Source organism: Paenibacillus thermotolerans (genome assembly GCF_028745515.1).
In the GTDB taxonomy this organism is placed as follows: domain Bacteria; phylum Bacillota; class Bacilli; order Paenibacillales; family YIM-B00363; genus Paenibacillus_AE; species Paenibacillus_AE thermotolerans.
In genome coordinates this window covers 102,476-123,367 of sequence record NZ_JAQZSG010000010.1, presented here as the reverse complement: position 1 = coordinate 123,367, position 20,892 = coordinate 102,476, and the positions used below count along the sequence as shown (strand labels likewise).

Genomic DNA, 20,892 nt, shown 5'->3' with positions numbered 1-20,892 from the left:
TGCTTTCAGGCATTGACCTTCGCGCCGTCAGCGGTAGCCGTCGCGCTCCCTGTCATATTTGTCTCTCTCCCGATCCCTCTCCCGCTCTCGTTCACGCTCGCGCTCCCGATCGCGCTCGCGGTCCCTGTAGCTCCTTACTTCTTTTTCCGAGTCGTCTTCTATCGTTCTATAGCCTCTGGGATCGTCCATCTTCACAAGCACCACGTCGGTACCGATTTTTACGATGTTGCGCCAAGGGATGACCATATCGGCGCCTCCGCCGAAAAAGCCGAAAAACTTGCCCGCGTTCGGAACGACGATCGATTCGATCTTCCCGCCCCGCAAATCCAGCTCCAAATCGCTGATTTGCCCCAGCTTCCTGCCGTCCACAATATTAATGACATCCTTCGTTTGAAAATCGGAAATTTTCATAGGGCCTCACCACGGGTCATTAGGTTTGGCGCTTAAGTCCGCCTATTTACCTTACCACTATATGCTTCCTTCGCCCAAAAAGTGTCCCCCAAGTCGGACAAAGCACAAAAAAAGCCCGCATGGGACGGATGACAAACCGTCTGATGCGGGCGCGAATATCAAGCTTTACGTCTTCACATGCTTTTGCATTTGATTGATCGCGGACTTTTCCAGCCTGGACACTTGCGCTTGCGAGATGCCGATTTCCTCCGCAACCTCCATCTGCGTCTTGCCTTCAAAAAATCTCATGGACAAAATCATTTTTTCGCGGTCGTTCAGTTTGCGCATCGCTTCGCGGAGCGCAATTTCTTCGATCCACGATACGTCCTTGCTCTTATCGTCGCTGATTTGATCCATCACGTAGATCGGATCGCCGCCATCCTGATAGATCGGCTCGAAGAGCGACACCGGATCCTGAATCGCATCCAGCGCGAATACGACATCCTCCTTCGGTACGTTCAGCTCCTGCGAAATTTCGAGAATGGTCGGCTCACGGGAGTTTTTGTTCGTGAGGGAATCCCGAACCTGCAGCGCCTTGTAGGCGATATCCCGCAGCGACCGCGACACTCGGATCGGGTTGTTGTCCCTTAAATACCGTCTGATTTCCCCGATGATCATCGGCACCGCATACGTCGAAAACTTCACGTTCTGGCTAAGATCGAAATTATCGATGGCCTTCATCAGCCCGATACACCCGACTTGAAACAAATCGTCGACAAACTCCCCGCGGTTATTGAAGCGTTGAATGACGCTGAGCACGAGTCTCAGGTTGCCGTTGACGAGTTTCTCTCTCGCGGTTCGCTCGTTATGCTGCTGCAGCGCGACGAACAGCTCGCGCATTTCGGCGTTGGTAAGCACCGGCAGCTTTGAAGTATCCACACCGCAAATCTCAACTTTGTTGCGAGTCATTGTTGCAAATACCTCCCAAGGAGAGACGTTAGCTGTCAGTATCTCCGAGGGATGGGAGAATATTCTTGAACAAACGCAACGAAATTGTCAAGCCGTTACACCATCTTATTGAATTCTTTGCGGAGCCGCTTAATAATCCGCTTCTCCAGACGCGAAATATACGACTGCGAAATGCCGAGCATATCGGCCACGTCCTTCTGCGTCTTCTCCTCTCCGTCCTGCAGGCCGAATCGAAGCTCCATAATGATCCGCTCGCGTTCGGTGAGCTTGTCGAGCGCCTTCTGCAGCAGCTTACGGTCAACCTGCTCTTCGATGTTGCGGTAGATCGTATCGTTCTCCGTCCCGAGCACGTCGGACAGCAGCAGCTCGTTGCCGTCCCAATCGATGTTCAGCGGCTCGTCGAACGAAACCTCCGTGCGCAGCTTGCTGTTCCGGCGCAAATACATAAGGATTTCGTTCTCGATGCAGCGCGATGCGTAGGTGGCAAGCTTGATCTTTTTGTCCGGATCGAACGTGTTGACAGCCTTGATCAAGCCGATCGTTCCGATGGACACCAAGTCCTCGATATTGATGCCCGTATTTTCGAACTTGCGCGCTATGTATACGACAAGCCGCAAATTCCGCTCGATCAGCATGGCGCGAATCGCGGCGTCGCCGGTCGTCAGCTTGCCCAGCAAATACTCCTCTTCTTCTCTAGTCAGGGGAGGAGGAAGCGCTTCACTGCCGCCTATGTAATAAATCTCCTCGCTCTTTAAGCGAAGCACGAACAATAAGCGGTAATACCATAACGTCATCATGAGCTTCCATTTCAGCAGCATAAGGATGTTCCCCCTCAGAATGTTGTGAACCGTATTCGTGCGGCACGGTGAGATGATGGCGAAATCCATAATAAGCTCAACTCACCAACGCCGGATGCACGATGGCCCGATACGCTCCCTCGGAGCTTAACTGTCCGCCGTCTAAGCCGATCAGCACCTTATCGACGGCTATGCGCCTTCCGTCCTGCATAATTGCAACCTCGTCCGGCTTCATCGCAAGCATAAATTTCGTACGGCCGTTAATCCCTCGATAAGGCACGAGCCGTATTCTTTCGGGCCACGGAAACGCTTCCTCCGACTCTCCGCCCATTCGCCCTACAATCGAATCGGCCTCTCCGCTGCGAATGGCGTCAAGCCATTGCTGCGGCACGTGCGGGCTCCAAAGCGATGCTTCCATGACCATGACGGGCGTGCGGGTGAGCGGATCGTACAGATGATTGCCGGTATCGATCAAGCCTTGGCAGTTGATCGTCGTCCCTTCGATCCGCACTTCCACCTCCGTCAAAAACTGAGCCTTCGTCTCTTTCCGCTTCGCTCCGGAATGGACGACCCGGAACAACCAAATCCCGAGTCCCGCCATCACCAAGATGTACCAAAGGCTCATGCCCGTTCCCCGCATCGCACCGCCCGTCTGCGAGAATACGATTCCGTTAACGACTTCGCTTGACGAACGCGCCATGTAATGAACGGCGAACACGGTTCCCGCCGCGGCGAAATTCACTCCGTAGAAAGCCGCCAGCGTGCCTGCAAATCTGCCCAAAGTTTTGTAACCGAAAGCCGTCATAATCATGGCGGCGGAAAATAAACATTTAACAACAAACGTGTAAAAAATGGCCAGCTCAGGTACGAACATCATCAGCACATAAGAAGCGCCGATCATGGATGCGAGGATTAGGCGCCATGCCGACGGGCGTATTTTCCGTATGCGCGCCGTCGCGAGAAGCAGTGCGAAATCGAGAACGAAATTCGTTAGGAAAACGATGTCCACATACACAACCATACGTCTGTTCCCGCCTCCGTCCGACTGTGGCGAGCACCGCTTCGTCTTCGAAAGCTAGTATATCGAAAACCTTTTCCAATGTCTGTCTAACTGTGCTGTAAAATCGTCGGTATTTTTGTCGAAACGTTACACCAACGCATAAGAAAAGGTATTACGGACATAGAAACGCGCTTACGGACAGGGATGCAGTTATTCGGCGCTAAACATGGAGTTTGCGGTTTTAACGGACACCACTGCAGTTAATGCCCCGAAAATGCCGGGGTCAGCGCCAAAAATCGGGATATAGCGTCTTTGGTGTCCGTTAGCCGTAGGAAGGTGGGTAAAATGGCGATTTAACGTCTGTGGTGTCCGTTAGCATCGCGTAGGGTAAATACTCTGTATCGTCATAACAAAAACCTCGCACCGAAAATAAAATTCGGTACGAGGTTTGCTTGAGTCCACCGTATGAAATTAATCGTCCGACAGCGTCCGATTGCGGTTGCGCAAAAACGTCGGAATGTCCAATTGGTCGCCGCCTGCCTGGGACGAAGAATTGAACGGGCGCAAATTCGATGTGCGCTGTTCCGGCTGCTGCGGTTCGGCAGCGAAAGAAGGCTTCCGCGCCGGAGGCTGGCTCGGCTTCAGATCGAAGCCGGTGGCGATGACCGTTACCTTGATTTCTTCCTTCAACGATTCATCGATAATGGCCCCGAAGATCATGTTCACTTCGGGATCGGTGGAGGCGATGACGATCTCGGCCGCTTCATTCACTTCAAACAAGCTGAGATCCGCACCGCCGGTAATATTCATGATGACGCCGCGCGCGCCTTCGATCGACGTTTCGAGCAGCGGGCTCATGATGGCGCGCTTCGCCGCTTCGGCCGCGCGGTTCTCGCCGCTGGCGCGGCCGATGCCCATCAAGGCGGAGCCGCGTTCGGTCATGATCGTCTTCACGTCCGCGAAGTCGAGGTTGATGAGACCCGGCACCATGATCAAGTCGGAGATGCCCTGTACGCCTTGGCGGAGCACGTTGTCCGCTTCGCGGAACGCTTCAAGCATCGGCGTCTTCTTATCTACGATTTCAAGCAGCCGGTCGTTCGGAATAATGATCAGCGTATCGACCTTTTCCTTCAAAGCGGCAATCCCCGCCTCGGCCTGCTGTTGGCGCTTGCGGCCTTCGAACGTGAACGGGCGCGTTACGACACCGACGGTAAGCGCGCCGCATTCGCGGGCGATTTCCGCAATGACGGGCGCTGCGCCGGTTCCCGTGCCGCCGCCCATGCCGGCGGTAACGAACACCAAGTCCGCGCCCTTGAGCGCGTTTATGATCTGCTCGCGGGACTCCTCCGCGGCTTTCTTTCCTACCTCGGGATTAGCGCCCGCGCCGAGACCGCGCGTCAGCTTGTCGCCCAATTGCAGCTTCATTTCGGATTTCGCGAGATGAAGCGCCTGCGCGTCCGTATTTACCGTAATAAATTCGACGCCCTTCACGCCGTTATCGATCATTCGGTTTACCGCGTTGCTTCCGCCGCCGCCTACGCCGATGACTTTTATTTGTGCCAGTTGGTCCATGTCGAGATCAAATTCCAACATGTCAAAGTCTCCTCCTTGCTAGATAAACTCGCTGAACAAATTTTTTAACCGATCGATCAGGCTCGGCTTGTTGCTCTCCGCCGCCTTCTTGCCGGATGGTTTCTTAACGGAGACTGTGCTTCGTGACCGCAAATATTTAGCAACATATGTTATGATTCCGACTCCGCTTGCAAATGCAGGATCGCGAACGCCGACGTAATCGGGCACCGCTATCCGAACCGACGTATCAAACACCGCTTGCGCGACCGGCAGCACGGCCGGCAAAGAAGCGGCTCCGCCCGTGAGGACGTATCCTCCCGGCAAGTCGCCCGCAGGCCGCATCCGCTTAACCTCCGCTTTGATCAGCTCGAATATTTCCTGCATCCGAGGTTCGATAATGTTCGCAAGGTCCACCTGCGAAAATTCCTTCTCTACATTGGAGCCGATGCGCGTCACTTTGAACAACTGGTCCGCGGCGGCGGCTTCCACCGAAGCGCAGCCGTATTTCAGCTTGATCTTCTCGGCGATCTCGAACTGCGTCCGCAGCCCGATCGAAATGTCGTTCGTGACGAATTCGCCGCCGAGCGGAAGCGTGGAAGTCGCGGTCATGATTCCGCCCTGGAAGACGGAAATCGTCGTCGCGCCCGCCCCGATATCGACGAGCACGGTGCCGAGCTGCTTCTCATCCTTCGACAAAGCCATATGACCCGCCGCGAGCGGCATTAATATCAACCCGGCTACTTTCAGATCGGCCTTCTCGACGCAACGAAGCAAATTATGTATGGATGTTTTCGCGCCGGTGATGACCGATGCCTCCACCTCGAGGCGTACGCCGATCATTCCCCGAGGATCTTGAATGCCCTCAAGTCCGTCGACGATATACTGCTTCGGAACGATGCCGATAATTTCCCGTTCGGGTGGAAGCGCGATAACTTTCGCCGCCTGAAGCACCCGCTCTATATCATCATTTCCGATTTCCCGGTCTTCGTTCGAAACCGCGACAACGCCATGGCTCGATTGAAGCTGAATGTGATTGCCGGAAATCCCGACGTACACATCCGAAATTTGTACTCCGACCATACGTTCAGAATGATCAACCGCACTCTTGATCGATTGAACCGTCTGATCTATATCAACGATGGCTCCCTTACGTATACCTTCGGAATCGACGGAGCCGACGCCGACGATATTGATGGAGCCGCCCGTCAATTCACCAATGATGGCGCGGACTTTGGACGTCCCGATGTCCAAGCTGACGATGATGTCGTTGCCGCTCAAAACGAGGCACCTCCCGCAATTGTAAAGACTGATTACAAAAATAGACTAGAACTGTATACATATTCAACACAGGACCGGATTTCCCTCTTTTTTCGTCCGTCAATTTCAATGGTTTTTAAAGGAAATAATCGGATCTTTGCGGAAGAGGCCATAAAATTCATAACATTAATTCTAGCATGATATGAAATGATTGAATAGACTCTTTTTCCAATTACGGTTTATCGGCGGGCTCTTCCGCGGACTCGCCGGCAGCTCCGTCATCGAAGCCGTTCCCGTAATCCGTCTCAAGCAAAAAGATTCTGCCTTCCGTTCTTCCGCCGCTCTTCATGTCATATACATAATCGTCAAGAAGCGGTATTTTTTGAGGCAAATAGGCGATCCGGGTAATTACTTCGTATCGCGAACGGGTATACATCAAAATACGATCCGGGTACGAATCTATTGGGATCGGCCGAATTTCCGATACATCGGACATCAGCTCCGGCGGAATCGATCCGAGCGCCAAACAGAGGCTCTTCTTCAGCTCCTGATCGGTCCAACCGGTCAACAGCGGCCCCGGCGCGGCGTCCGCGCTTTCCGTATAAGGAACCGGGAAGCCGCTCGACAACAGGCCGACAAGCTTCCCTTCATCGTCGATTTCCAGAGCGACGACGGGAAATTCCTTAACGTCGATTCGAATGCCGCCCGGAAACCGCTTCGTCACCTTCACGCTTTCCACAGCGCCCAGCTTCTCGATGCCGCGCTCCATATCCTTCGCCCCCTTGGCAAAGAAATGGTCGCCCGTCTTGATGCCGGCCGCTTCGATAATCTCGCCAGTCGCGAGCAGCTTCGCTCCCGTAACGTCGATCTTATGGATTTTGCTGAAGGATGATTGAAAAAACAACACACCCATTAATGCGATAAAAAACAAAAATAACAGAAGCAAGAGCTTCTTGTTGCTTCTTCTTTTGGGACGCGTCCCCCGCACGACCGGCATCGGCTGCAGCTCAGGCACGAAAACACCATCCTTCTTACAACGGTTACTAGGGTGATAGATCAGGTTGTCCTATTTTCGTAACAACAGTAGTCCCTCCCGCAATTAAGGAAGGGACAAACGGTTCGGCAATTCGCATTGCAGAAATGCTTGCGAGCTCTATAACGCGATGCGGTCCTGAGAATGCGATGCGACGCGCTGGATTTGAGCGCCGAGTCGGCTGAAGATGATTTCAATGGACTCGTAACCGCGGTCAATGTGATGAATCTGATCGATGACGGTTGTTCCCTTCCCGGCGAGTCCGGCGATCACCAGGGCAGCGCCGGCCCGCAAGTCGGTAGCTTCGACCGAAGCGCCGTACAGCCGCGGAACGCCTCGGATAAAGGCGAGATTTCCGTCCATGCGAATATCGGCGCCCATCGCGCACAATTCGCTTACATGACGGTATCGGCCCTCAAACACCGTCTCCTTCAGAACGCTGAGCCCGTCGGCCAGCGAAAGCAGGACCATCATCTGCGCCTGCAAATCCGTCGGGAAAGACGGGTACGGACTTGTTACGATTCTTTCGATCGCGCGGGGTCTGCCCGCGCCGCTGATACTCATTATATCATCGTCGATTGCGATTTGAACACCTGCTCTGCGCAGGACATGGACCACCGACGCAAGATGCCCCGGAACGACGCCCTCCAGCGTAATATTTCCGCCCGTTGCGGCGGCGGCAACCATCAGCGTGCCCGTTACGATGCGATCGGGAATAATCTTATGCTCGCAGGGAAGCAGCTTCCCGGTTCCTTCGATCGTAATCGTGTCCGTGCCGGCGCCTATGATTTTGGCCCCCATTTTGTTCAAAAACTGCTGCAAATCCCAAATTTCCGGCTCTCGCGCGGCGTTTGAGATCGTAGTGATTCCTTCCGCCGTCACCGCAGCCATCATAATGTTTTCCGTCGCGCCGACGCTTGGAAAATCAAGCACAATATCGGCGCCTATTAGTTTTGACGCCCGGCATTCGATTCGGTTGCCGGATTCCGTGACGGCGGCTCCAAGCGCCTGCAGCCCTCTCAGATGGAGATCGATCTTTCTTTCTCCGATCGCGCAGCCGCCCGGCTGGTAGACGGTAACCTCGCCGAACCGCGCCAGCAGCGGCCCCATCAGAAAGATGGAGGAGCGCATTTTGCTCATCAATTCTTCCGGAATTTCGGAAGAGTTTACCGTCGAAGCGTCGACGGCCGCTATTTTGCCGGAATAAGACGCACGAGCGCCAAGTGCGCGCAAAATATCCAGCATGACATGGATGTCCAGTAAATCGGGCACATTGTCGATCAAGCTTTTGCCTTCCGCCAATAGGCTGGCGGCAAGAACCGGCAGCGCCGCGTTTTTGGCTCCGTCGATGCGTGCCGTGCCTTGCAAAGGCCGCCCGCCTTCAATCACCAGTTTCTCCAATGTTCCACCTCCGGAATTAGCGCCCGCCCACCTCCAACACTTCCGGAACCAATCGAATACCGAATTTTTGTTCGACGGTTTGTTGGATATGTTTCATCAAGGCAAGCACATCTTCCGCCGTTGCATTGCCGGTGTTGACGATAAAGTTTGCATGCAGCGTCGAAACTTCAGCGCCTCCTACACGCGTTCCCTTCAGGCCCGCTTCCTCGATCAGCTTCGCCGCGTGCGTCCCTTCCGGATTGCGGAACACGCTCCCCGCACAAGCATCCGCCAGCGGCTGCGTGCGAAGCCTGCGCTCTTTGTAGGCGGCCATCATCGCCGCTATTTCTCTGCGGTCTCCGTGCTTGAGCCGGAACACGGCTTCGGTCACGATCGCAGGCGTCTTATGCAGCGAGGAATGCCGGTAGGCGAATTGAAAGTCCTCTGCGCTCCATACCGCCAATTCACCATTCGATAGTATTACTTCGGCGGATTTCAGAATGCGTGAAACGTCAGAGCTCATCGCCCCCGCGTTCATATAAACGGCGCCGCCTACGCTGCCCGGAATGCCCCCTGCAAATTCCAAGCCGGTGAGTCCCTCTTGACCGGACATGACGGAAAGCTTAATGAACGAATAAGCCCCTCCCGCTATGACCAGCGTATCCTCAAACCTTACGTAGTCGAACGCCTTTCCCAGCTTGATCACGATTCCCGCAATGCCTTCGTCGGATACGAGTACGTTCGAGCCGCGGCCGATCGTCGTCCAAGGAACGCCGCTTTCTCCGGCGATGCGGATCGTATCCGCCAGCTCCCGCTTCCCCTTCGGAACGACGAGGACGTCGGCCGGACCGCCAATTTTCCATGTCGTATGGTTTGCCAGCCGTTCGTTCGGATAAATGTCTCCCACCTCGGAAGCTCGCAGCTGATCGATGAGTTGCCGCATAGTCGTACCTCCTTGCTAATTTTCGGGCATGAGGGAACTCGTTCTCTCGCGGACATCAACGCATAGGGTAAAGTCAGCGTTTCTGACGGTTCATTCATGCGATATACTATGTACCCGCGCGAGAGAGTGTGACAAATGCCCAGTACCTTTTCATCAATATGGGAAAAAGGGTTCCTGCCCCCTTACTTCACCTGGAATACCTCGAAACGTTAAGCAAAATGCCGATGGCCGTCAGCAGCAGCGTAAGCGACGAGCCGCCCGCCGAGATGAGCGGCAGCGTGATGCCGGTAACCGGCAGCATGCCGATAACTACGCCGATATTAATAAATACTTGAACGGCAAAAATGCCGATAATGCCGACCGCCAGCAAGCTGCCGAACGAATCCGGAGCCGTGATGGCCGTCCGCATGCCGCGCCACACCAGCAGCAGAAACAGAAGCAGCACAAGCGCTCCGCCGATAAAGCCGAGCTCCTCGGCGACGATCGAAAAAATAAAGTCGGTTTGCGGCTCGGGCAGGTAGCTGTGCTTTTGGCGGCTGGCGCCGAGACCGAGGCCGATCAAGCCGCCCGGCCCGATCGCATACAGCGATTGAATGATTTGATAGCCGGAGCCGAGCGGGTCGGACCACGGGTCCAAAAAGCCGGTGATCCGCTTCATGCGGTACGGCGCCGTCAGTATGAGCCCCACAAAGCCGGCTACTCCTACCGTTCCCAAGCCGGCCAAGTGAGAGATTCTGGCGCCGGCCGTGTAAATGATAATCAGCGTGGAGCCGACAAGCACTGCGCCGGAGCCCAGATCGGGCTGCAGCATGATGAGTCCGAAGGCAAGGCCGAGCAGCCCCAGCGGAGGCAGCAAGCCCGTCGTAAACTTGGATAAGGAAGCCTGGTTGTCCGACAAGTATTTTGCCATAAACACGACCATCGCCAGCTTCATGAATTCCGACGGCTGAATGCCGAAGCTTCCGATGCCGAGCCAGCTTCTGGCGCCGCCTCTTACGACGCCGATGCCGGGAATCAGCACGATGACAAGCAGCGCGAAGCAGACGATTAAGCCGATTTTAGCGTACTTCTTCAGCACCCAATAATCCAGGTTCATGGTAAAATACATGGCGACAAGACCAAGGCCGGCAAATATGAGCTGCCGCTTCAAATAATAGAACGAATCGCCGTACTCGTGAAACGCAAGCACGGCGCTTGCGCTGTAAACCATGACGATTCCGATTCCGAGCAATCCGAGCGTCGCCAGCAAAATGTAAACATCCGGCGCGGAACGAGCTTTCGGCATACGAGACACACCTCTTCACGTCTTGTGTAAGAGGCGGCACAAGTTTAATCCCCCTTGTACAACCTCTATTACAAGGTATGCACGGATTGCTTAAACATGCGTCCGCGTTCCTCGTAGGAAGGAAACATATCCCAGCTTGCGCAGGCCGGAGACAGCAGCACGACGTCTCCAGGCGACGCAAATTCATACGCGGCGCGGACCGCTTGAGCGATCGCCTCTTGCGGGTTGTCACAAGCTTCGACCGTTTTGCGGCGTTCTATTCCTGCGAGCTCGGCGATTCCATTCAGCTTCTCCCGCGTTTGCCCCATCGTGACGACCGCCCGGACGCGTTCCTTGAATACCGGGAGCAGGTCCGCGTAATCGGCCCCCCGGTCCAGTCCGCCGCAGATGAGCACGATGTTCTCCCGCTCGAACGCCCCGATCGTCTTGATTGTTGCGGTTGAATTGGTCGCCTTGGAATTGTTGTAGAACGAAATGCCGTTCAACTCCCGTACAAACTCCAGCCGATGCTCCACGCCGCCGAAGGAGGCGAGTACGCTGCGCACCGCTTCAAGCTTCGCTCCCGCGGACAGGGCGGCCGCAGCCGCGGCAAGCGCGTTCTCCACGTTAAAGGAGCCCTTCATGGCGATCTCGCTCACCGGCATAATTTCGTCAGGGCTGCCGCCGTTCGCGTACATTACTTTATCGCCGTCCAAGTAAACGCCTTTATCCAGCCGCTCGGTATATGAAAACGGCAGCACGTTCGCTTTGACCGACGGCAGGAGCGAACGGCAGAACGGGTTGTCCCAGTTCAACACCGCCGTATCGCCGGACGTCTGGTTGGCAAACAGCTTCGCCTTGGACGCCGCATAGTCCTCCATCGTGCCGTGATAGTCGAGATGCGTTTCGTACAAATTCAGCAGCACGGCCACCTTCGGCCGAAAATCGGTCGTTCCCTTCAATTGAAAGGAGCTGAGCTCCGCGACGAGCCATTGATCCGGCACAGCCTCCAATGCGGCTTCGGTCAACGCGCGGCCGATGTTGCCGGCAGCGACGGCGTTCACGCCCGATTCGGTCAGCATGAGGGAGGTCAATGTCGTTGTCGTCGTTTTTCCGTTCGAGCCCGTAATACCGATGATCGGCGCCGAGCATACATGGTACGCGACCTCCACCTCGGTGACGACCTCGATGCCGAGCCGAACCGCTTTCTCGATCGGAGCGATCGAATACGGAATGCCCGGATTTTTGACAACGAGGCTGACGTCTTGATCGATCAAATCGTCCGGATGCCCCCCGCAAATAACAGAAATACCCAGAGCCGCCAAATCGTCGGCTTCAGGGCATAATGAACGTTCCTTTTTATCGTTAACCGTTACGACGGCGCCCGCGCGGTGAAAAACTTGCGCGACAGCCACGCCGCTGCGCGCAAGGCCGAGCACGACGACCTTGCGGCCTTTGTAACTTTCCGGATGGAGCATATGCTACAACCCCTCGTTGATATAAATTCCAAGTCCGGCCAGCACGACTCCCGCCAGCCAGAACGTAACGACGACTCTCCACTCCGACCAGCCCGTAAGCTCGAAATGATGGTGAATCGGACTCATTTTGAACACGCGCTTGCCCCTCGTCTTAAACGACACGACTTGGATAATGACGGACAGCACTTCGATGACGAATACGCCCCCGATCAAGAGCAGCAGCAGCTCCGTCTTCGTCAAAATAGCGACAGCCGTAATGCCGCCGCCGATTCCGAGGCTTCCCGTATCTCCCATAAACACTTTCGCGGGATGCGCGTTAAACACAAGAAAGCCGAGCACCGCGCCGATCATCGCCGCCGAGAAAAACGCCGATTCGTGCTCCGTATGGATCATCGCGATGACGGCGAACGCTCCGAAGGCGACCGCGCTCGTTCCCGACAGCAGACCGTCCAGTCCGTCGGTGAAGTTGACCGCGTTCGACATGCCGAGCATCAGCAAAATAATGAACGGATAATAAAGCCATCCGAGCGGAATCGCCAGCTGCGTGCCCGGAATCGTCAAATCGGTGTTGTGTCCGTTCATAAACAGCATGACGCAGATGACGACGGAAAACAGCAGCTGGCCGAACAGCTTTTGCTTTGCCGTCAAGCCCAAGGAGCGTTTAAAAGCGATTTTGATGTAATCGTCCAAAAACCCGATCAGTCCGAACCCGAGCGAGGCGATCAGCAAAATATAAAACTCCGGGGAACGCATGGAAAAGCGCATAAACGACAGCGTCAACGCGATTAATATAATAATGCCGCCCATAGTAGGCGTGCCGGCTTTTTTCTGATGTCCTTTCGGCCCTTCCTCCCGGATTTGCTGGCCGAACTTCATCCGCCGCAGCACCGGAATAAAGAGAGGGCCGAGGATGACTGCCAGAGCGAAAGAAACGCCCATTGTAAATAAGATCGGATTAAGTTCCAAGGTAAAGCCCTCTCCTTTACTTCTCCTTGCGGAGCGAGTTCACAATATCCTCCAGCCTCATGCCGCGGGATGCTTTGACGAGCACCACGTCGCCGGGTCCGGCGGTTTGTTCGATTTTCCGCACGATATCTTCCTTCGAATCGAAAGCCTCCACATAACCGGAATCGAAACGTTTCGACGCTTCGTGCGCAATCTGTTTCCCCAGCTCTCCGTAGGTAAAGACGTAATCTGCAGTATGCGGGTCGATGAAGCGGCCGATGTCCCGATGCAGCTCCTTCTCTTGCTCGCCCAGCTCCAGCATATCGCCGAGCACCGCGAATTTGCGGCGGTAGCTCTTGGCGGCGGCGAGCAGCTCCAGCGCGGCTTTCATCGAGGCGGGGCTGGCATTGTAGGCGTCGTTCAGCAGCGTGATGCCGTTCACGCCTTCCAGCCGCTCGATGCGCATGCCGGTCGGAGTCATTGCGCGGAGACCTTCCGCGATGGTTTCGTCCGGGATGCCGAACGAGCGGCCGATCAAGATCGCGGCAAGCGCGTTCATTGCGTTATGCTTCCCGAGCAGCGGAATCGTGAAGGCGACTGACGAATCGTGCGTGCGGAATTCGGTCTGCGCTTCTCCGATCCGCACCTCCCGCAGCACCAAATCGTTGCCGCCGCCTTCCCCGAAGCGCAGCTTGCGGTAAGCGGACGGCTTGTTCGCGTCTCCTTCATATCGATCGATGAGCGGCTCGTCGCCGGGGGAGACGAACAATCCCCCCTCCTTCAGACCGCTCAATATTTCCAGCTTCGCTTTCGCAATGCCGTCGCGGGATCCGAGCTGGAGAAGGTGAGCTTCTCCGATATTCGTAATAACGACGGCATCCGGGTTCGCTATGCCGGCAAGCAGCTCGATTTCGCCGAAGCCGCTCATCCCCATTTCGAGCACGGCGACCTCCGTGTCCGGTTCAAGCGCCAGCAGCGTCCGCGGCAAGCCGATATGATTGTTCAGGTTCCCTTGCGTCTTATGAACCTTATATTTCATTCCGAGTACGGCGGCCGTCATATCCTTCGTCGTCGTCTTTCCGTTGCTGCCGGTAATGCCGACGATCGTGAGCGGAAGCGTCGAACGGTAAGCTGCCGCCAATCGTTGATAAGCCTTCAGAGAGTCGTCGACAATTACGGCCGTCACGGATTCGGGCGGCTCCCCTTGATTGTCCTGCCACAGCACCGCAGAGGCGCCGAGGCCGACGGCTTCCGTGACGTAGGTATGGCCATTAAATTTCTCTCCGATCAGCGGAACGAACAAATTGCCGGTAACGATCGACCGCGTGTCGGTCGATACGCCCGCAATTTTCGTTTCCGCGGCGGTTTCATTTCCCGCGGACAGCTTTCCGCCGGTCCATTGAACAATTTGTTGTATGTCAGCTTTTATCATATGTCAGGCACCTCGAATCGCTTCCCGTGCGACAGCGCGGTCATCGAACTCATACGTGGCGCCGCCGATGATTTGGTACGTTTCATGTCCCTTGCCCGCAATCAATACTACATCTTCGGGGCCTGCCATTTCAACCGCTTTTTCGATCGCCCGTTTCCGGTCCGCAATCAATTCGTAACGGGTGCGTTCCACCCCCGCCTCCAAAATTCCCGCCTCGATGTCCCGCATAATCGACTCCGGGTGTTCGGAACGGGGATTGTCGGACGTTACGATGGCATAATCGCTGCGCTCGGCGGCGATGCGGCCCATAATCGGCCGCTTCGTCTTGTCGCGGTCCCCGCCGCAGCCGAACACGGTGATGACCCGCCCCCGTTTAATTTCATTGACGGTGTTCAGCACGTTCAGAAGACCGTCCGGCGTATGCGCGTAATCGACGAGCACGGCGAACGGCTGGCCTGCGTCGACCGGCTCGACGCGGCCTTCCACGCCGGGGATGCTTTCCAGCGCGGCGACGACGGCTGCGAGCGGCAGGCGCTCCGCCAGCGTCGCGGCGATGGCGGCAAGCGCGTTGTATACGTTGAACTTGCCGATCAGCTTCACGTTTACGTACGCATCGCCTGCAAAGCTAGAAAGCCGAAAGCTTGTGCCCTGCGCGCTCATCCGAATATCGGACGCCCGTACGTCCGCTTCGCTGTCGATTCCGTAAGTAATCGTCTCTGCGGCGGTTACCCGTTTATATCGGGCGTGAACAGGGTCGTCGGCGTTGAGCACGGCGAACTTACCCGGCCCGTGATTCTCCTCCGCGTTGCCGAGTCTGGCGAAAAACAGCTCCTTCGCGGCGGCATACTGCTCCATCGTGCCGTGGTAGTCCAGATGATCCTGCGTCAAATTCGTAAACACAGCGGTCCGGAAATCGGTGCCGATCACCCGGCCCTGCTCCAGCGCGTGCGAGGAAACCTCCATGACGCAATATTGCGCGCCGGCGTCGCGCATGCTGCGGAATGTGCTCTGCAGGGCAAGCGCGTCCGCCGTCGTGTTTTTCGATTCCTTCGTTACGCCGCCGACCTTCGTCCGAACGGTGCCCATCAGTCCCGTTTCGAAGCCGGCCGCGCTCAAGATGCCTTCGATGAGCATCGCCGTCGTCGTTTTCCCGTTCGTGCCCGTTACGCCGATCACCTTCAGCTCGCGGCTCGGATAGCCGTACATCCGGCTTGCGATGCGCGCCATCGCTCGCTTCGCATCCCGTACGACAAGCTGGGGCAAGTGAAGCGGAAGCTCCCGCTCGACGACAAGCGCGGCTGCGCCTTGATTCGCCGCCGCCTCTGCGTAATCGTGTCCGTCCACCGTATAGCCCGGGACGCATATAAATAAACACCCCGGTGTAACATGCCGGGAATCGGCCGTTACGCCCGTCACCTCGGTATTGTCGTCGCCTATGATGCGGGAAAGCAAAAACAGCGAGGCGAGCTCACGGATTTGCATGGAATTTCCTCCGTTCATTAACACAATCATTTCTATATTATGGGGTGAAAATCGTTTTCTTTAACATGGAAGCGCCTATTTCTTCTTCGTTTCCTTCGAATTCTTAGGTTCGTCTTTCGATAAATAAATTTGAATCGTCGAGCCCCGGGGCAATTTCGTCCCGGCCTTCGGCTCCTGCATGATGACCGTATTGCCCGAGCCGTATTTCGCAAGGCGGAAATTGGAGTTGAGGCTTTCATAAATTTCCGACACGGTTTGGCCAACGAGATTCGGAACGACGGCCGTCGGGGTATCCAGCCCATAACGGTACTCCTCCTTCACTCCGTCCTTCCGCGGCGGAACGCCCATGTAGCGCAGCGCGTCCTCCATAATGTTCTTGACGATCGGCGCGGCGATCAGTCCGCCGAACTGCAGCCCCTTCGGGTTGTCGACGGCGGTGTAAATGACGATCTTCGGATCGTCCGCCGGCGCGAACCCGATGAACGATACGATATGCTCGCTCGCGGAATAGCGGCCGTTCACGACCTTCTGCGCCGTACCGGTTTTGCCGCCGACGCGGTAGCCGTCGATAAAGGCGTTGCGGCCCGTGCCTTGCGCCACGACATACTCCAGCGTCTCGCGAACCTTCTTCGAGGTTTCTTCGGAAATAACCGTTCCTACGAGTTCCGGCTCAACCTGATCGACCACTTCGCCCGTTTCCGGATGAATCCAAGCCTTTGCGACATGCGGTTTGTACAGCTTGCCGCCGTTGACCGCCGCCGAAACCGCCATAATTTGCTGAATCGGCGTCACGGACACCCCTTGACCGAACGAGGTCGTGGCAAGCTCGACAGGGCCTACTCGATCGAGCTTGAACATAATTCCGTTCTCTTCGCCGCCGAGGTCGATGCCGGTCTTGGTGCCGAAGCCGAATTTTTTAATGTAGTCGAACAGCGTTTCTTTCCCGAGCCGCTGGCCAAGCGCAACGAAGCCGGGGTTGCACGAATTTTCGACGACCTCCCGGAACGTCTGGGAGCCGTGCCCGCCTCTCTTCCAGCAGCGAAGCCGCGCGCCGCCGACCTCCACCGCGCCGGGATCGTGGAATCGGTCGTTCAGTCTCACTTTGCCTTCCTCGAGCGCCGCGGCCAATGTGATGATCTTGAAAGTAGAACCGGGCTCATACGTCATCCAGATCGGCAAATTGCGGTTATACACTTCCGTCGCGTATTGCTGATAATTGCCGGGCTCATAGCTCGGACGGCTCGCCATCGCCAGCACTTCGCCGTTCGTCGGATCGACCGCGATGGAAATAATATGGTCCGGCTGGTATTTGACCATCGCCTGATCCAGCTCCCGCTCCATGGCGGTTTGTATATATTTATCGATGGTGAGCTCTAAATTCAGTCCGTCCTTCGGAGGAATATATTTTTCGGACGAATTCGGCATCCTATCGCCGCTCGCATTCGACAAAAACGCGACATTGCCTCGATGACCCTGCAGCTCCTTGTCGTATTTCGCCTCGACCCCGGTCAAGCCTTGATTGTCGATGCCGGTAAATCCGAGTACGTGAGCGGCAAGCTGATCATACGGATAATAGCGCTTGTTGTCCTCCGCGACGACGATGCCCGGCAGCGCAAGCTTTCGAACGTCCGCCGCTTTCTGCTGCGTAATTTTGCGGCCTCCCGGCTGAATTTTGACGATCATTTCCCGCTTGGTAATCGTTTTATACACGCTCTCCTCGGTCATCCCGAGAATGCGCGACAGCTGCGCGGCGGTATCCTTCGGATTGTCGATCTGAGCGGGCAGCGCCCAGACGGTAGGCGTCGTGACGTTGTAGGCGAGCCGTTCTCCGTTGCGGTCCCATATTTCGCCCCGCTTGGCCGCGAACGGAATTTCCCGCCTCCACGATTCTTCCGCCTTTGCAGACAGCTCCGGCCCCATCGCCAGCTGTACCCAGCCGAGCCGAACGATTAACGCTATAAAAAGGATTGTCCCCAACACCAGCACAGAGTACAGTCTACGCCGCAGCGTAACGCTGGAAGCGCGCATGAAACCCCTCCCCCTTGTCCTCGAACGAGTCCTATAGTAATTACTAATAGACTATTCGGGACAAACGGTAGGTAGAACAAGCCCGGGAGGACGCGCTATCCGGCAGCGTCTCCCTGAGCCGGCGAAGCTTCGCCGCCGTCCCCGCCGCTTTCCGCATCGTCAGGCGGATCGGTTCCATGTTTCGCTCCTTCGCCTGTGTCGCCTTCTTCCGGCGGGCCGTTATCCTTCGGCCATTCGTGCAGAGGCTTCAGAACCACCTTCAGCACTTTCTCGCCTTGCGCTTCCGTTACTTCCTGGCTGACGACATATCCTTCGCCCTCTGCTTCGAACCTAAGGCCGAGCAGCGAAGCCACTTGAACGACGTCGCGCAAGCTTTGTCCGGTGAAGTCCGGTATGGCGGCCTGATCCCGGTCGGCAGTAAGCAGGATCACCTTAGATCCTTCCGAGATTTGTTCCCCCTTCGAAGGATATTGCCCGAGCACCTTCGGCCCGCTTCCGAGCGATTCCGCCGCGAGGCCTCTCGCCTTGAGCTCCTTCACCGCCGCCGCCGTCTCCATATCCGACACATCCGGCACGGTTATAAGCTCGGCTTCGGTTTTCACGGATTGAACGTTCGTCCCTTCCTCTGCGGTGTCGCCGGCTTTACGCTCCGTCGGCACTCCCATATAGCGCAAGCTTTGCGATACAATTTCTTTGAAGACAGGCGTTGTCGCCAGTCCGGCATTGTTCGAGTCGCAGCCTAAATTCGGGGAATCGATAATGACGGCCACCGCTATGCGCGGGTCCTCTGCCGGCGCATAGCCGATGAACGAAACGACCCAGTCGCAAGCCGCGTACTCACCGTTCTTGACGATGTTGGCGGTTCCGGTTTTCCCCGCCACGCGATATTCATCCAAGCGCGCCCGTTTGCCGGTGCCGCGATCGTCGGTAACGACCTGCTCCAAGTAACCGCTGATCTCCTTCGCCTTCGCTTCGGACACGACTTGCCGAATCACTTTCGGCTGCCGTTCGGAGATGACTTTACCGGTTTCCGGATCCAGCACCTTCTTCACGACATACGGCTCCATCAGCTTGCCTCCGTTGGCGATTGCCGCATAAGCCATCAGCTGCTGGATCGGAGTGACGAACACACCGCCTTGTCCGTAGGTACCGGTTGCGACTTCAACCGGATAACGAAACTGTACTCTGCCTTGACTTTCGCCGGGCAAATCGATTCCGGTTTTGCTGGTGAAACCGAAACGGTTAATATACTCCATAAACTTCTCTTCTTTTAACTGCTCGTACCCGAGCTTTACAAAGGCTACGTTACTTGAGCGGAGGAGTCCTTCAAGATATGAAATTTCGCCCCAGCCGCCTCTTCTATGGTCTCTAAGAGTCCAACCCGGCACACGGATCGAGCCCGATTGATACGTTTCGTCCGGATGGAATATCCCTTGATCGACCGCGCCCGTCAGCGTGACGAGCTTAAACGTGGAGCCAGGCTCGTACAGCGACTTGATCGCCATATTGTTGAAATCTTTTTCCGGGTCGTACTCCCAATACTTATTCGGGTTGAACGTCGGCAAATTCGCGAGCGCGAGCACCTCCATCGTCTTCGGGTCGACCGCGATCGCCGTCATCTGCTTCGGCTTAAATTCGTCATACACCTTCTTCATCGCTTGTTCTGTATAGTGCTGGATCGTTTGGTCGATCGTCAGCACCACGTTATTGCCGTTCACGGGAGGGACGAGCTCGGGCTTTTCGCCGGGAAGCTTTTGCCCCTTCTCGTCCTTCTTGTAGGCGATCTTCCCGTCCTTCCCTCTAAGCAGCTCGTCGAGTGAAAACTCCAGCCCCATGCTCGGTTTGCCGTCTTTGTTGATATAACCCAAAATGTGCGACGCAAGCGAATTTTTCGGATAATAACGGATTTTTTGCGGATACAGTCCGACCCCTGGCCAGTCCGCGCCAAGGATGTCGTGTTCTTTCATAAATTCCTTTTCCCAAGCTAAAACCTGATCCGCCAAATCCTTATCGATCTTCCAGCCTTCGATTCGAATTTCTTTATTTCGCAGCAGCTTGCCTTCTTTATTTGTGGCAGTCACTTGGGCGTATACCTGATCCTCCGGCTTATCGAGCACGGCGGAAAGTCCGGCGGCCACTTCGCGCGCAAGGCCGAGCTTATCGATTACTTGCGGATCCACGATCACCGTGTAGCCGTCGGCGTCCGAAGCCAACACGTTCATCTTCCGGTCGTAAATCGTCCCGCGGTCGGCTTCCAGCTTCTTCTCCGTGCTCCACGTTTTTTTCGCTTCGGCAAGCAGCGCCGATGCCTCTACCACCTGAAGCCAATAGAGCCTCGCAACGATCCCCATAAAAAAGAGAGTGAACACTACGCCGAGCACCAGCGAGCGCACTCTAATCTTTTTGTGCATCCTTACATCCCACCTTGGGTTGCCTATTAAAAGAAAACTTTTAATCCTGAGCTATAGACGCAACGGCTTGATCTCCGGCTTTCGGCGGAGCGATCTCATCCGGAAGCACAAGCCCGAGCTGGATTCCCGTATCGATCAAACGCTGCGGATCCTGAAGCTTCGCGACTTCGTTCTTGAGCGCTGTGTTTTCCTTCTCCAGCTTGCGGATTTCCGTTTCCATCTGCACAATGCGGGTATTCATTTCAAAAATCATGGCATACCGCCAAATGACGATTCCTGCGATCAAACTGAATGCTACGACTCCAAACAAATACAACAGCTTTTCCGGAGCGGTGAGCGACTTCACCTTCTGCGCTTTCTTCGCGGCCGGCTTCGCTTTCGTCTTTACCGCCGGCGCGGCTGTGTTGGACCGGCGCTCATCCAGCGCCAAACTTCCGTCTATGTATGCAGGCATGATTCAAACAACCTCCCCTATTATAATCGAACGAATCTCACCTCGTCCCGATCTCCC

Annotated in this window: 16 protein-coding genes and 1 pseudogene; all 17 read right to left on the bottom strand. The window is 55.8% G+C overall.

Features of this window, described 5'->3' with window-relative positions:
* Positions 1-132: 132 nt before the first annotated feature.
* Positions 133-411 (bottom strand): annotated as a pseudogene (locus PT964_RS10680) (YlmC/YmxH family sporulation protein); the annotation flags it as partial.
* A 165-nt stretch (positions 412-576) separates the two neighbouring features.
* Positions 577-1,359 carry an RNA polymerase sporulation sigma factor SigG gene (sigG, locus tag PT964_RS10675; protein WP_274363335.1) on the bottom strand — a complete coding sequence of 261 codons (783 nt, stop codon included), beginning with the start codon at positions 1,357-1,359 and terminating at the stop codon, positions 577-579.
* A 95-nt stretch (positions 1,360-1,454) separates the two neighbouring features.
* Positions 1,455-2,177: an RNA polymerase sporulation sigma factor SigE gene (gene sigE, locus PT964_RS10670; protein ID WP_274363334.1), complete on the bottom strand. Its 723-nt coding sequence runs from the start codon at positions 2,175-2,177 to the stop codon at positions 1,455-1,457.
* 76 nt (positions 2,178-2,253) lie between these two features.
* Positions 2,254-3,177 (bottom strand): sigma-E processing peptidase SpoIIGA, encoded by a 924-nt coding sequence (gene spoIIGA, locus PT964_RS10665; RefSeq protein WP_274363333.1) that lies wholly within the window; start codon positions 3,175-3,177, stop codon positions 2,254-2,256.
* A 450-nt stretch (positions 3,178-3,627) separates the two neighbouring features.
* Positions 3,628-4,749: a cell division protein FtsZ gene (gene ftsZ / locus PT964_RS10660; protein WP_274363332.1), complete on the bottom strand. Its 1,122-nt coding sequence runs from the start codon at positions 4,747-4,749 to the stop codon at positions 3,628-3,630.
* A gap of 18 nt (positions 4,750-4,767) precedes the next feature.
* A complete protein-coding gene (ftsA, locus tag PT964_RS10655) occupies positions 4,768-6,006 on the bottom strand; it encodes a cell division protein FtsA (RefSeq protein ID WP_274363331.1) in 1,239 nt (412 codons plus the stop codon).
* Positions 6,007-6,217: 211 nt separating this feature from the next.
* Complete coding sequence (locus tag PT964_RS10650) at positions 6,218-7,000, bottom strand: cell division protein FtsQ/DivIB (RefSeq protein WP_274363330.1); 783 nt, start codon at positions 6,998-7,000, stop codon at positions 6,218-6,220.
* A gap of 138 nt (positions 7,001-7,138) precedes the next feature.
* Positions 7,139-8,419, bottom strand: coding sequence for a UDP-N-acetylglucosamine 1-carboxyvinyltransferase (gene murA, locus PT964_RS10645; protein WP_274363329.1), 1,281 nt, complete (start codon positions 8,417-8,419; stop codon positions 7,139-7,141).
* A gap of 16 nt (positions 8,420-8,435) precedes the next feature.
* Positions 8,436-9,341 carry a UDP-N-acetylmuramate dehydrogenase gene (gene murB, locus PT964_RS10640; RefSeq protein ID WP_274363328.1) on the bottom strand — a complete coding sequence of 302 codons (906 nt, stop codon included), beginning with the start codon at positions 9,339-9,341 and terminating at the stop codon, positions 8,436-8,438.
* A gap of 187 nt (positions 9,342-9,528) precedes the next feature.
* On the bottom strand, positions 9,529-10,626 hold the full coding sequence (gene spoVE / locus PT964_RS10635) for a stage V sporulation protein E (protein ID WP_274363327.1): 1,098 nt from the start codon (positions 10,624-10,626) through the stop codon (positions 9,529-9,531).
* Positions 10,627-10,694: 68 nt separating this feature from the next.
* On the bottom strand, positions 10,695-12,083 hold the full coding sequence (gene murD, locus PT964_RS10630) for a UDP-N-acetylmuramoyl-L-alanine--D-glutamate ligase (RefSeq protein WP_274363326.1): 1,389 nt from the start codon (positions 12,081-12,083) through the stop codon (positions 10,695-10,697).
* Positions 12,084-12,086: 3 nt separating this feature from the next.
* A complete protein-coding gene (gene mraY, locus PT964_RS10625; RefSeq protein ID WP_425262700.1) occupies positions 12,087-13,022 on the bottom strand; it encodes a phospho-N-acetylmuramoyl-pentapeptide-transferase in 936 nt (311 codons plus the stop codon).
* 43 nt (positions 13,023-13,065) lie between these two features.
* Complete coding sequence (locus tag PT964_RS10620) at positions 13,066-14,460, bottom strand: UDP-N-acetylmuramoyl-tripeptide--D-alanyl-D-alanine ligase (protein WP_274363324.1); 1,395 nt, start codon at positions 14,458-14,460, stop codon at positions 13,066-13,068.
* A 3-nt stretch (positions 14,461-14,463) separates the two neighbouring features.
* The gene (locus PT964_RS10615) at positions 14,464-15,942 is read right to left on the bottom strand and encodes a UDP-N-acetylmuramoyl-L-alanyl-D-glutamate--2,6-diaminopimelate ligase (RefSeq protein ID WP_274363323.1); all 1,479 of its coding nucleotides are present in this window, start codon (positions 15,940-15,942) and stop codon (positions 14,464-14,466) included.
* A 75-nt stretch (positions 15,943-16,017) separates the two neighbouring features.
* Entirely contained in the window at positions 16,018-17,970 is a 1,953-nt protein-coding gene (locus PT964_RS10610; RefSeq protein ID WP_274363322.1) for a stage V sporulation protein D, read from the bottom strand.
* A 95-nt stretch (positions 17,971-18,065) separates the two neighbouring features.
* Positions 18,066-20,381 carry a penicillin-binding transpeptidase domain-containing protein gene (locus tag PT964_RS10605; RefSeq protein ID WP_274363321.1) on the bottom strand — a complete coding sequence of 772 codons (2,316 nt, stop codon included), beginning with the start codon at positions 20,379-20,381 and terminating at the stop codon, positions 18,066-18,068.
* Positions 20,382-20,421: 40 nt separating this feature from the next.
* Positions 20,422-20,835 carry a septum formation initiator family protein gene (locus PT964_RS10600; protein ID WP_274363320.1) on the bottom strand — a complete coding sequence of 138 codons (414 nt, stop codon included), beginning with the start codon at positions 20,833-20,835 and terminating at the stop codon, positions 20,422-20,424.
* Positions 20,836-20,892: the final 57 nt, after the last annotated feature.